This is a genomic window from Pseudomonas sp. JDS08PS003 (genome assembly GCF_045013505.1).
Taxonomy (GTDB): Bacteria; Pseudomonadota; Gammaproteobacteria; order Pseudomonadales; family Pseudomonadaceae; genus Aquipseudomonas; species Aquipseudomonas protegens_B.
Genome location: NZ_CP120724.1, coordinates 1,832,587 through 1,845,460 on the forward strand (window position 1 = coordinate 1,832,587; position 12,874 = coordinate 1,845,460).

Below are 12,874 nucleotides of genomic sequence, written 5' to 3' on the forward strand. Positions count from 1 at the left end.
GTGTCGACATGACCACGGTATATGGAACCTACGGGCCGAAGCTCAAGCGACTGCCCGAGTGGGTCAAGCGCGTGACCGACTTCGTCTACGAGAAGTTGGGCCGACGTCAGCATTTCTACAGCGGTGAAAGCGCCTTCGCCCAGGAGCGCGGAGCGGAGTTCGCCCGGCGTCTGGCCCAGGGCGAGAGCCTGTACCTGCTGGGGGTCGGCCCCTTTGGGCACAACACCGGCGTGGCCCTGATCAAGGTCAGTGCCAAGGATGGCATCAACATCATCGCCAACAACGAGGAGGAGCGCTTCAGCGCGGAAAAGCACTCCAACAAGTTTCCCGAACACAGCCTGGCGGAGATCCGCCTGATCATGGCCAACCGCAAGATCAGCGCGCAGGACATCTTCTGCATTCTTGGCAGTTGGGACTACATCCGCGCCCTGGGCTTTGACCTGAAAATCATCTTCGAGCATGCCCCCAGCAGCCTGACCCTGCTCAACCCGCGGCACGACCCGAACTTCAACCTCAGCCACTTGGTCAAGGGCCTGGGAGCGCCCAAGCGGATCTCCCAGAGCCTGGGCCTGGAAACCACCCAGCCGCTGATCGGCATGCATCACCACAACAACCACGCCTACCTGGCCTACGCCTTGTCGCCGTTCGCCCGGGAGCCTGAGCCGGTGATTCTCACGGTGCTCGACGGCACCGGCGACAACGGCGCCATTTCGCTGTACGAAGTCCGCGACGGCCAGGTCATCTGCCACCGGCAGAATCAGAGCACCATCGACTCCCTGGGCTACCTGTATGGCTATATCAGCTCGACCCAGGGCGGCTGGAGTTTCCTCAGCTCCGAAGGGCGCTACATGGGGGCCGCCGCCTGGGGTAATGCCAGCCGCCTGACCAATCCCTATTACAAGCGCCTGCGGCAGATCCTGTATTTCGCCGAGGAAGGCAACATCCACGTCAACCGGACCATGGTTAACTGGCACATCAAGAGCCACACCGAACCCTATGGCCAGCCGTTGATCGACATCCTCGGCGCGCCCATCGCTCCGGGGGACATGTGGAACCCGGACAGCGTGCTCAGCGTCGATGACATCGAGCATTCGGACATCACCCAGGATCGGGTCGACAAAGCCCAGGCCCTGCAACTGGTGTTCGAGGACGCGCTGTTCCATATCGTCGACCACCTGATCCGCAAGACCGGCGCCCACAAGCTGGTGCTCACCGGCGGCACGGCGCTCAATTGCATTGCCAACATGCACCTGGTCCAGCACTTCGATCGGGACTACTTCAAGCGCTACCTGGGTCAGGACCAGTGCCTGAAGATCTGGGTGCCACCGATCCCCAGCGACTGCGGTGTGGCCCTGGGCGCGGCGCTACAGTTCGCCATGCGCAATGGCGCCGCGGCGCGCAACGATTTCGCCAGCCCGTACCTGTGTGGCCTGGCACCGTCCACTGCGCAGATCCAGCGCGCGGTGGTCGAGGAGCAGGGGGTCGAGGCCCGCAAGATCGGCTCCCTGAACCAGGCGGATTCCCTGGCCGAGGTGGCGCGCTTCATGGCCAGCCTGGTGTGCAATAACGCGGTGATCGGGGTGTTCCAGGGGCCGGCGGAAACCGGTCCGCGGGCCTTGGGCAATCGCAGCATCCTGGCCAACCCGTGCAATCCCAACACCCTGGAACTGCTTAACTCGAAAGTGAAGTTCCGGGAGAAGATCCGGCCGTTGGCGCCCATGGTCACCCTGGAAGAAGCCCACCGGCTGTTCGAGCTCGATGAAGGGGCCAAGACCGACGATTACTCGGCCTACAACTACATGGTGCTCACCGCCCGGGCGCGCCCCGAGGCCCGCAGCCGGGTTCCGGCGGTGGTCCATGTGGACGGCACCAGTCGCCTGCAGATCGTGCGCCAGTCCCTCAACCCGCTGATCCACGCCTACCTCAAGCAGATGGGGAAACAGTGCGGAGTCGAGGCCTCGGTGAACACTTCGCTGAACGTCGGCAGCCCGATCGCCCAGACCCCGGCTCATGCCCTGCAGACCCTCAAACGGGCCAAGGGCATGGACGCACTGATCATGGTCGGCGCCAGTGGCGACATCTTCGCAGTGTGGAAAACCGACAGCGACTTCAAGCGGCGGCTGGCGGTGTTCGAAGCCCAGGCCCTCGACGTCATGCCTACCTGACAGGCCCCTACTTACTCGAATTCCGGAGAGCATCATGACCGACAACACTCAACCTCAGGCCACCAACAAGTACCGTAACAACCTCAAGGCTTTCGATTACGGCAACCAGTTCTGGGACGAATCCGAACGCAACGGCCTGGCGGGCATCGTCGCCAATCTGGTGGGGGACGGCAGCCTGGAAACGGCCGATGGCCATCGATTCATCAACGTCAGTTGCTGTTCCTATCTGGACCTGGATTCCCATCCGAGCATTGTCCAGGGTGCGATTGACGCCTTGCATCGCTACGGTGTGCTGGACCACTGCATTTCCCGGATCCGCATCCAGATTCCGGCGCTGCTGGAGCTGGAGGCGTCGCTCTCGCAGCTGTTCGAGGCCAAGGTCATCACCGCCATTTCCGCAGGCGCGGCCACGGCGGGCATTCTCCCATTGCTGGCGTCCGGGCACCTGACCCAGGGCGTGCGCCCGGTGATGGCTTTTGACAAGTTCGCGCACTTTTCCATGAGCCTGTACAAGCCGGTGTGCGGCGACGAGACCGAAGTGTTCACCATCGGCCACAACGACATGAATGCCCTGGAAGACCTGTGCCGCAAATACCGCAAGGTCGCCTACGTCGCCGACGGCACCTACAGCATGGGCGGCCACGCAGCCCTTGGGGACCTGCTGACCCTGCAGGAAAAGTACGGCCTGTTCCTCTACCTCGACGACTCTCACTCGCTGTCCATCGTCGGTCGGCACGGCGAGGGCTATGTCCGTTCACACATCGATCAGGTCAATGAGAACACCATCATTGTCGCCACCCTGAACAAGGCGTTCGGCACCAGTGGCGCGGCCATCATGTTCGGTCCCAAGGGCAAGCAGGTGGAGGACATCCTGACCCGTTTCGGCGGGCCGATGGCCTGGTCGCAGCCGATGAACACCGCGGCCATCGGCGCTTCCCTGGCATCCGCCGAGCTGCATCGCGGCCCCGAGCTGGCGCTGCGGCAGAACGCCCTGTCGCGCAACATCCAGCTGTTCGACGAGTTCATCCGTACCGAGCAGGCCGGCAATGCCTTTCCGATCCGCCTGGTGCAGTTGCCCAACGACAAGGTGATCCGTAGCGGCCGATTGCTGTTCGAAAACGGCTTCTATGTGTCGCCGGTGTTCTTCCCCATCGTGGCCAAGGACAACGCCGGGCTGCGGGTCATGTTGCGCTCCACCATCAGTGAGGAGCAGGTGCTGTCCATGTGCGGCCTGCTGCGTGATTGCATCGAGTCCTGAACCCCCATCCATTGCTGCGAGTGTCCGGTTATGCAAACCCGTGGTTATTCGGTTGCCCCCATTCCCCGGTTGCCCCGTTCAATCCTTTACACCCCGGCCTTCAACCTCGAGCGGCTGCAGGGTGCTCGGGAGGCGGGGGCCGATGTCTGCCTGATCGACCTGGAAGATTCGGTGCCCCCGGCCAGGAAAGCCCAGGCCCGGGAGCATTGCCTGCAACTGCTCAAGGCCCCGGCGTCTGCTTCCCGGGTGGCGGTGCGGATCAACGAACTGCGCTCGCCCCAAGGCCTGCTGGACCTTGAGGCCTTCATCCGCCATGGCGTGGCGCCGGACATCGTGATGCTGACCATGGTCCGCGATGCCTGCGAACTGGAGATCGTTCGTGCCCAGCTCAGCGGCCTGGAGCACCCGGTGCAGCTGTACGTCACCGTGGAGACCCTGGAGGCCATTGACGCCATCGACAGGATTGCCAGCCAGTGCTCGGGGCTGGTGTTCGGCTCGGCGGACTTTGCGGCCGAGCTGGGGGTGGAAATCGGCTGGGAAAACATGCTCTACGCCCGTCAGCGCATCGCCAACGCGGCGGCGCGCTACGACATCGCCGCCATCGACACCGCCTGCTATCACCTGGACGACCCGCAGCTGTTGCTGGAGGAAAGCCGTGCGGTCAAGGCCTTGGGATTCCATGGCAAGGCCATCGTCCATCCACGCCAGCTGGCCACGGTCATGGAGGTGTTCAGCCCCAGCCCCGGCGAGCTGGAACGGGCCCGGGAGATCCTGCGTCGGGCGGAGCACAGCCAGGGCGAAATCTTCACCCTGGATGGCGACATGATCGGTCCTCCATTCATCAAGAAGGCCCGCAAGCTGCTGAACAATTTCACCCAGGAGCCACATCCATGATCTCGACCCTGCAACGGCTGGACAACGGTGAGTACCTGGAGTCGCCGGGGATGTTCTTCGAGGACTTCAAGCCCGGCGACGTGATTCGTCACTGGCCCGGGCGCACCGTGCTGGAAACCGACAACACCTGGCTGACCCTGCTGTCGATGAACCATCACCCGCTGCACTTCGATCAGGAGTACGCCAAGGACACGGAGTTCGGCAAGGTCCTGGTCAACAGCGTGGTGACCTTCGCCATCATCAATGGCATGTCGGTGCAGACCATGAGCTTTCGCACCCTGGCCAATCTGGGCTGGGATCAGGTGCGGCTGTCGGCCCCGGTGTTCATCGGCGACACCCTCTACGCCAAGTCGAAGGTCCTGGCCATCCGTCCCAGCCGTTCACGGCCGGGGCAGGGGATCGCCACCATCGAGACCGAAGGCTTCAAGGCCGATGGCAGCGTGGTGCTCAGTTACCAGCGGTCATTCCTGGTGCCGCGGCGCGAGCCTCTGGCGCTGCCTGTGGTGGAACAGGAGGCCCCATGAATTTTCTCAGTCTCGATCGCCAGGCCATGGCCCGGGCACTGTCCATGCACGAGGCCATCGAGGCCCTGCGCCAGGCCCTGGCACCGGCCATGGCGGATGGCGTGCAAGTGCCGGCGCGAACCATCATGACCCTGGGCGCGAGTGCCGACAGCAACCAAGTGCTGGTGATGCCGGCAGCCCTGCCACTGGCCCAGGCCGTGGCGGTCAAGGTCTCGACCATCACCCCGGACAACCCTGGTAGCGGCCGGCCGCTGATCCATGCCCTGGTGATCCTGCTCAGCAGCCAGACCGGGGAAATCCTGGCGCTGATGGAAGGCGCCCAGCTGACGGCCCTGCGTACCGGGGCCATGGCCGGGCTGGCCACCGACCTGCTGGCGCGGCCTGAATCCCGGGTACTGGCGGTGATCGGCGCCGGGGTCCAGGCCCGCAGCCAGATCGAGGCGGTCTGTGCGGTGCGGCCCATCGAACAGCTGTTGCTGCATTCCAGGTCCCTCGACAAGGCCCGGGCCCTGGCGGCCTGGGTCAGCGATCGCGGGCTGTGCACGCAGGTCATGGTGACCGACAGCGTGGCCCAGGCGGTGCGCACGGCGGACGTGATCTGCACCGCCACCTCCACGGCCAGCGCAGAGCCTTTGGTGCGGGCAGCGGATGTGCGCCCCGGGACCCATATCAATGCCATCGGCGGGGTCGATGAAATTGCCTGCGAGATCGATCCGCTGTTGCTGGGACAGGCAGCGGTGTATGTCGAGGAGCGCGATGCTGCCCTGCGTGAGGCCGGCGAGCTGATTCAAAGCCTGCGCCTGGGGGTGCTGATGCCTGGCGATGTGCAGGAAATCGCCAGCCTGCTGGGCGGGGCCGCCGACCCTCGGCGCATCGGCAGCAGCCTGTTCAAGTCAGTGGGCACAGCGATCCAGGATGTGGCGGTGGCGGCAGCCTTGCTGCGCGCGGCACGGACCAAGGGGTTGGGCACACGCATCAGCCTCTGAAACCAAAGTGCCTGGAGCCCAGGCACGACAAGGATGAATACATGGCAGAACAACGATTGTCCGGCAAGAACGTGCTGATCACCGGCGCCAGTCATGGCATTGGCCAGGCCATTGCCCTGGCCATGGCGCGAGAAGGGGCCAATGTGGCGTTCACCTATCAGCGCGATGAAGCCGCCGCGGCCCAGGTGCTGGGTCAACTGCAGGAGTTGGGAGTGAAGTGCCAGGCCTTCCAGGTGGATGCGGGGGAGGCCAGTGCCGCGTCGCAACTGGCCGGGCAGGTCCTCGCTGTGTTCGATGAGCTGCATGTGCTGGTCAACAATGTCGGCATCACCACGCGCACGGGATTTCTCGAAACCAGTGTCGAGGACTACCACAAGGTGATGAATGCCAACCTGCGGTTTCCGTTCTTTCTGACCCAGGCGGTGATCGCCCATATGCTCGAACGGCGGATCGCCGGCAGCGTGATCAACGTGTCTTCCATCAGCGCCTTCAAGGCCATCAGCCAGATGGCTCACTACCAGTCGTCCAAGGCAGGGCTGTCGATGCTGTCCAAGAGCCTGGCCTATGAGTTCGCCGCCCAGGGCATTCGGGTCAATACCCTGTCGCCCGGGCTGACCGCCACCCAGGGCAACCGCAACCAGTGGCAGAACGATCCGCAGTTGTGGCGCGAACGGGGCAAGGACATTCCCATGGGCCGGGCCGGCACTCCCCGGGATCACGCCGGCGCGGCGGTGTTTCTGGCCAGTGACGAAGCCGCCTGGGTGACCGGCGCCGACATCGTGATCGATGGCGGCGAAGCGACCCTCTGATTCACCCCCACCGAGGGCTTGTCCCTCATTCCCATCAGGAAGCGCGATCCATGAATTTTGAAGAGCTCAATCGCCCGTTGTTCGATGTGTTTGGCCAGCGCAATCCGCAGTTGATCAAGCCTCAGGGGTTCAAGGCGACCCCCTTTCCCCTGGCGCTGTTTCCCGCTGCGGCCTTCAAGGCGGTGGCCGCTGACTTGCGTCTGATTCTGGCGGCGCAGTCGCGGATACTCGCCCATTTGCTGACCCTGCACAGTCGCGAGGACATCCTCGAACTGTTCAATGTGCCGGTCCAGGTCCGTGACCTGGTGGATTGGTCGCTGCTGGAAAAGGGCGGACGGTTGATCGGCCGGGCGGACGTGCTGCTGAGCCAGGACGGCCAGTACCAGCTGTGCGAGCTGAACATCGGCCCGGCCATCGAAGGCCCGCAGTTGCACGAATTCTGCTCGCGCTTTCTGGAGTCGCGAGGGGTGCAGCTCAGTGGGTTCGAACACGGGCAATCGCCTTATGTCGATCTGGCGCGGTTGATCCAGCGCTTGTGCAAGGAGCAGCGGCGCAGCCGGGTGGTGCTCCTGGATCTTGAAGCCTATGACCACTGGGGAGGCGCTTCGGCCTACCAGCCGTTGTTGCGCCATGTGCGTCAGGCCTGTCCGGACCTGGAGGTGGTGCTGATCAAGGAGCATCAGTACCAGGCGCAGTGGCTGAGCGCCGAAGAGGGCGCGCGAACCCTGGTCTATCGCCTGTTCCTGGAGGAGGAAATCGTCGATGGCGGCGATCTGGTGCGGCGTATCTGCGGCTCGGGTGCCTTGCTGCTCAACACCTTTGAAAACTACGTGAGCGGCTGCAAGTCATGGTTTTCGCTGTTTCATGAGCCGGCGCTGCGGGCGGTGCTGGACGAAGAGCAGCGCGCCGCCATCGATCGCCGGATACCGCTGACGGTGCGGGTCAGTGCGCAAAACCTTGAGGGCCTGCTGCAGCGGCGCCAAGAGCTGGTGTTCAAACCGTGCAACTCCACCGGTGGCAAGGGGGTGATCCTCGGTGAGGAAGCCACTGACGAACTGATCCGCGCCAGTATCGGTCCAAGACACGGTGAATGGATTGCCCAGGCCACTATCCGCCAGCGCTCCTATGGCTTGCCCCAGGCCTTCTGGAACCGGCCGGTGGAGCAGTTCGTGGTGTTTGGCCTGTACTACATCAATCAGCAGATGTCGGGTCTGTATTTTCGCTGCAACGGTCGCTCCAGGGCGGTCAATGTACTGTCCGGCGGTATGCCGGGCTGGGCGCTGCCGATCACCGACCAGGAGCACCGGTTGCTGCTGGCGGAACTCAAGATACAGGAGCATGAGTCGTGCCCCTTAGCGCAATGAACCAGGGTCTGGGGGGGCAGGCTCCCCCGGGCGGGAGACGTGGGCCGGCCCATGGTTGAAAGAACCTTCAGTTGGACGCGCTACGCAACCCTGCCCAGGGAGGTCCATGTGGTGCTGTTCGGCACCCTGTTGACCCGCGGCGCGTTCTTCATGATCTGGCCGTTCCTGGCGATTTTCCTGTACCAGGACTATCACCTGAGCGCGACGCTGATCGGCACCCTGCTGGCGGTGGCCATGGTGGGCGGCGCGCTGAGCAGTATCTACACCGGCTGGCTGTCGGACCGCTTCGGGCGACGGCGCTTGATTCTGGCGGGCGCCTTGTTGAGCGCGCTGTCGTTCCTGCTGTTCATCAAGGCCGGCTCGGTGTTCTGGTTCGGCGTGGCCGTGGCCGGAGTGAGCGTGGGCTGTTCGCTGCTGGAGTCGACCTGCAAAGTGCTGATCGGCGATTACGTGGAGGATCTGCAGTCCCGGGAACTGGCGCTGTATGCCAACTATTTCCTGGTGAACGTCGGTGGTTCCATCGGGCCGTTGATCGGCATGTTGCTGCTGTCCAGCGTGCGCTCCCTGGTGTTCGCCGCCTGCGCCCTGGTGTACACGATTTTCGGCCTGCTGCTGTGGCGTCTGCTGCGGGACAAGGAGGCCCGGGCGCAGCGGCATACCAGCGCTCCGACCCCCAACTTCCTGGTGGCCTTCGGTGCGGTGCTCAAGCATCGGCGATTTACCCTGCTGATGCTGTGCAACACCGTGGCGGCCTTTGTCTATGCCTCGTTCGATTCGACCCTGCCGCAGTACCTGGCGCGCAGCGAAGTGCAGGACCCAGTGACCCTGCTGGTGATCCTGATCACCCTCAACTCGCTGATTGTGGTCTTTACTCAGTTTCCTCTGTTGCGCTTGTTGGAGGCCTATTCCACTCGCTGTCGGCTGTTCTGGGGCATGGCCCTGATGCTAGCCTCGCAGCTGGTGTTCGCCGGCTCGCCGGTGACACTGTTCTGGGGGCTGGCGCTGGCCACGCTGCTGTTGAGCGTGGGCGAGCTGATCGTGTTCCCGATCTTCAGCATCGAAGTCGACCGGCTGGCTCAGGAGAGCCTGCGCGGCACCTATTTCGGGGTCTCCAGCCTTTATCGGGTGGGCATCGCCCTGTCGCCGATCTACGGTGGCGGCATGCTCGATCTGGTGGGGGGGCAATGGATGTTCATAGGGCTGGCCGCGTTGTGCGGGCTGGTCATGGTGGTACAAAATTACGCCGTCAGGTAAAGGGCAGGGTTGCCGCCTGAGGTTCGAAATCTTCAAGGATGAGGTGTATCCGACATGTCTGTAATGCGCATTCTGGACCAACGTTTCGCGGCCGCCCTCAACGGCCTGGGCGCCACTGACAGTCCGCCGGTGATCCAGCTGGCCAGCCGTCCCGAGTTCGGCGATTTCCAGATGAGTGGAGTGATGGCCGCGGCCAAGAAGCTGGGCCTGGCGCCGCGCGAACTGGCCCTGCAACTGGTGGAGCGGGTGGACCTGCGGGGCATCGCCGAGCACCTGCAGATCGCCGGGCCGGGCTTCATCAATATTTCCCTCGACAAGGACTTCCTGCGCGAGCGCCTGGAGCATGCGCTGCTGACCCGCAACCTGGGAGTCGAGCCGCAGCCGGCCAAGCGGGTGATGGTGGAGTACGCCTCGGTCAACCTGGCCAAGGAAATGCACGTCGGGCACCTGCGCGGCAGCATCATTGGCGACGCCCTGGCGCGGATCAATCTGTTCATGGGCCAGGACGTGATCCTGCAGAGTCATGTCGGCGACTGGGGCACCCAGTTCGGCATGCTCCTGGCTTATATGAAGGAGGCCACCGACACCTGTCGGCAGGACTACGAACTGCGGGACCTGAACCGCTTCTACCAACAGGCCAAGCTGCGCTTCGACGAATCGGAGGATTTTGCCCGCCGTGCCCGGGATTATGTGGTCCGGCTGCAACAGGGAGATGCCGAGGTGCTGCGCATGTGGCACACCTTCGTCGAGGTGTCGCTGTCCCACTCCCTGGATATCTTCCAGCGCCTGGGCCTGTTGCTCAAACAGTCGGACATCCGTGGCGAGAGTTTCTACAACGATGACCTGCAGCCCCTGGTCCAGGCCCTGCAGGACAAGGGCCTGCTGACCGAAAGCCAGGGCGCCAGGGTGGTCATGCTGGCGGAGTACGCCAACAAGGAGGGCCAGGAGGCGGCCTTTATCGTGCAGAAGCAGGGCGGTGGCTTTCTCTATGCCACCACGGACCTGGCGGCGATCCGTTTTCGCATTCGTCAGCTCAAGCTCGACCGCTGCCTGTATGTGGTGGATGTGCGCCAGTCCCTGCATTTCCAGCAGTTGTTCCTGGTGGCGCGCAAGGCCAGCTTCCTGCCGCCCCAGGCAGATTTTGAGCATGTCAGCCATGGCACGATCAAGGGCGCCGATGGCAAGCCGTTGAAGACCAAGTCCGGCGAGTCGGTCAAGCTCGACGCGTTGCTGACCGAGGCGGTGGAGCGGGCCGAGGTGCTGATCGCCGCGAAGAACAATGGGCTGGACCCCCAGGCCCGTCAGCACGTGGCCCGGGTGGTGGGCATCGGCGCGCTGAAGTACGCCGACCTGTCCCGTCATCGCAACACCGACTATGTGTTCGACTGGGACGCGATGCTGTCCTTCGAGGGCAATACCGCGCCTTACCTGCAATACGCCTACACTCGGGCCAACCGCGTGCTGACCCGGGCCGGGAGCGTCAAGGAACAAGGCCTGCAGATCATCGAGCCCCATGAGCACAGCCTGGCCATCGAGCTGCTGCGTTTCGAGGATGTGATGTTGCAAGTGCTGCGTGAAAGCCTGCCCCATGTGCTTTGTGCCTACCTGTACGGGCTGGCCACGGCGTTTTCGCGTTTCTACGAGTCCTGCCCGGTGATTGCTGACGAGCGCGTCGATGGTTCGCGGCTGAAACTCTGTGAGTTGACCGCCCGCACGCTGAAGGAGGGCCTGGGGCTGTTGGGGATCGAGGTGGTCGACACCATGTGATGCCCTATGCGTGGCCGAGGCGGGGCGCGTGCCTCGCCTCGGGCAAAGGGCTCAGGGGCAGGCGGTTTCGTGCAGGTACAGCCACTGCACCGAATCGTCCCGGACCCGGATGATCGCCAGTGACAGGCGCGAGGTCTGGCTCTGGTTCAGGCAATGGGTTTCCTTGTAGCGGATCGCCGCGCTGTGGCCTTCGTGCCACAGGCAGTGCAGATCGCTGATGATGATTTCCAGCCCCGTTCGGGTGCCCAGGGCGCCGCGAAACAGCTGCTCCACCTGTTCCCGGCCGACTATCGCGCCGCTGGTGGTCACCATCTGGAAATCTTCGGCGAACAACGGCAGCAGTTGTTCGATGCAGGCTGCGCCATCCCCCCGTTGATCGGTGAAGACACTGTGAATCAGTTGATGAATCCAGTGCACGCTGTACTGCGCCTGTTTAATGATCGAGTTGGGCATGGGAGGCCTTTTGTGGGTTGAGTCTGCCGAGGGCCGGCAAGGGAAGCAGGCCGGCCAGGGCGGCCAGCAGCAGGCTCAGGTGATAGGCCGCGAGAGCGTCCAGGTACCTGAGCAGGAGGTTGTAGAGCATCAGCAGCAAGGCCGCGCCAAGGCTGAAGGCCATCTGCCGGTTGATGTTCCAGATCACACTGGCCTTGTGCGTGTCGCTGCCGCTGAAGTCCAGCAGGGCGGTGGTCTGGGCGGTATTGGCGCCGGCGCCGCCGCCAAGGCCCATCAGCAGGTAGGCCAGCATGATCAGCGGCAGGTCGGACGTCGCATTGACCCAGCACAGCGTGACGATGCCGGCGCTGTGCAGCACCAGGGCGATGGCGAACAGTCGCGGGGCGCCGATGCGGTGGTAGTAACGCCCGCAGGCCAGCATCGCCAGCAGCGCGCCGGCGGCATACAGCAACATGAACATGCCGCTGTGTTGCGCGCTCAGGTGCAGGCTGTCCTGCAGGAAGAACAGGCTCAGCAGGTTGACGCCGGTGAAGATCCCGGGAATCGCGTGGTAGATGCCCACCGACAGGCCGAGGCGGGGATTGTTCAGCAAGTGCAGATCGACGATGGGCTGTGGGCAAGCCTGGCAGTGCCTGCGGTACAGCGCGGCGAACAGCAGGCCGGCCGCGAGGCAGAGTAGGGCCTGATAGGCCGGGTAGCCGCTGCCGTACAGCGACATGCCCAGCAGCAGGCTGCCCAGGCTGGCGCTCACCAGCAGCAGGCCGCGCAGGTCCGGGCGGGCCGGATGCGCCGTGCGTTCGCTGCGGACCCAGCGCCAGGACAGCAGCGCCGCCAGCAATGACAACGGCAGGCTGGCGAAGAACACCCAGCGCCAGGAACTGTGGTCGACGATCGCGCCGCCCAGGGTCGGCGAGAGTGCCGGCGCCAGCAATGCCACGGCCATGATCAGGGTCGAGATGCGTGCCCGTTGCGGGCCCTGGAATAGGTTGAAGGTCAAGGCCTGCCCCAGGGGAATCAGCAGGCCGCCGGCCATGCCCTGCACCAGTCGCCAGAACACCAGCCACCTGAAGTCGTCGGCCAGCCCGCATAGCAGGGCCGCGCCACTGAACAGCAGCATCGAGGCGCTGAGGATCTCCCGGCTGCCGAAGCGTCCTGCCAGCCAGGTGCTGATGGGAATCACCAGGGTCAGGCCGAGCATGTAGGCGTTGGCGACCCAGGCCACGCTGGCGCTGGATACCTGCCAGTGCGCGGCGATGCTCGGCAGGGCCACCGCCGACATGAAGATGTTCACGCAGTCGATAAAGAATCCGAGAAGAAATACCACCGCCACTTTGTATCTGTAGGTCATGCCGCCTCCGTATTTCCCGCAGCATAGGGAGCCTGGGCGGAGACTGTCGAGG

The 12,874-nt window shown here is 63.9% G+C and carries 11 protein-coding genes; 9 read left to right on the top strand and 2 right to left on the bottom strand.

Going from position 1 to position 12,874, the window contains the following annotated elements; genetic code table 11:
- Positions 1–8 precede the first annotated feature (8 nt).
- Genes P7C00_RS08370 through argS form a run of 9 tightly spaced genes read left to right on the top strand, consistent with a single transcriptional unit; the run spans position 9 to position 11,021 of the window.
- Positions 9–2,165, top strand: coding sequence for a carbamoyltransferase C-terminal domain-containing protein (locus P7C00_RS08370; protein ID WP_346634835.1), 2,157 nt, complete (start codon positions 9–11; stop codon positions 2,163–2,165).
- Positions 2,166–2,199: 34 nt separating this feature from the next.
- The gene (locus P7C00_RS08375; protein WP_346634834.1) at positions 2,200–3,423 is read left to right on the top strand and encodes an aminotransferase class I/II-fold pyridoxal phosphate-dependent enzyme; all 1,224 of its coding nucleotides are present in this window, start codon (positions 2,200–2,202) and stop codon (positions 3,421–3,423) included.
- A gap of 30 nt (positions 3,424–3,453) precedes the next feature.
- Positions 3,454–4,317 carry a CoA ester lyase gene (locus P7C00_RS08380; protein WP_346634833.1) on the top strand — a complete coding sequence of 288 codons (864 nt, stop codon included), beginning with the start codon at positions 3,454–3,456 and terminating at the stop codon, positions 4,315–4,317.
- The gene (locus P7C00_RS08385; RefSeq protein ID WP_346634832.1) at positions 4,314–4,841 is read left to right on the top strand and encodes a MaoC family dehydratase; all 528 of its coding nucleotides are present in this window, start codon (positions 4,314–4,316) and stop codon (positions 4,839–4,841) included. The genes P7C00_RS08380 and P7C00_RS08385 overlap by 4 nt, the downstream gene beginning before the upstream one ends.
- Complete coding sequence (locus P7C00_RS08390; RefSeq protein ID WP_404938644.1) at positions 4,838–5,827, top strand: ornithine cyclodeaminase family protein; 990 nt, start codon at positions 4,838–4,840, stop codon at positions 5,825–5,827. Before P7C00_RS08385 ends, P7C00_RS08390 begins: the two co-directional genes overlap by 4 nt.
- Before the next feature lie 41 nt (positions 5,828–5,868).
- The gene (locus tag P7C00_RS08395) at positions 5,869–6,636 is read left to right on the top strand and encodes an SDR family NAD(P)-dependent oxidoreductase (protein WP_404938646.1); all 768 of its coding nucleotides are present in this window, start codon (positions 5,869–5,871) and stop codon (positions 6,634–6,636) included.
- A gap of 50 nt (positions 6,637–6,686) precedes the next feature.
- Positions 6,687–8,000, top strand: a complete 1,314-nt coding sequence (locus P7C00_RS08400; RefSeq protein WP_404938649.1) for a hypothetical protein — start codon at positions 6,687–6,689, stop codon at positions 7,998–8,000.
- 51 nt (positions 8,001–8,051) lie between these two features.
- On the top strand, positions 8,052–9,254 hold the full coding sequence (locus P7C00_RS08405; RefSeq protein ID WP_404938651.1) for an MDR family MFS transporter: 1,203 nt from the start codon (positions 8,052–8,054) through the stop codon (positions 9,252–9,254).
- Positions 9,255–9,308: 54 nt separating this feature from the next.
- Positions 9,309–11,021 carry an arginine--tRNA ligase gene (argS, locus tag P7C00_RS08410; protein WP_404938653.1) on the top strand — a complete coding sequence of 571 codons (1,713 nt, stop codon included), beginning with the start codon at positions 9,309–9,311 and terminating at the stop codon, positions 11,019–11,021.
- Positions 11,022–11,072: 51 nt separating this feature from the next.
- Here the strand turns inward: argS and P7C00_RS08415 are convergent, their stop codons facing one another.
- Positions 11,073–11,474: a DUF4440 domain-containing protein gene (locus P7C00_RS08415; RefSeq protein WP_404938655.1), complete on the bottom strand. Its 402-nt coding sequence runs from the start codon at positions 11,472–11,474 to the stop codon at positions 11,073–11,075.
- Positions 11,455–12,822 (bottom strand): MFS transporter, encoded by a 1,368-nt coding sequence (locus tag P7C00_RS08420; protein WP_404938657.1) that lies wholly within the window; start codon positions 12,820–12,822, stop codon positions 11,455–11,457. Before P7C00_RS08420 ends, P7C00_RS08415 begins: the two co-directional genes overlap by 20 nt.
- Positions 12,823–12,874: the final 52 nt, after the last annotated feature.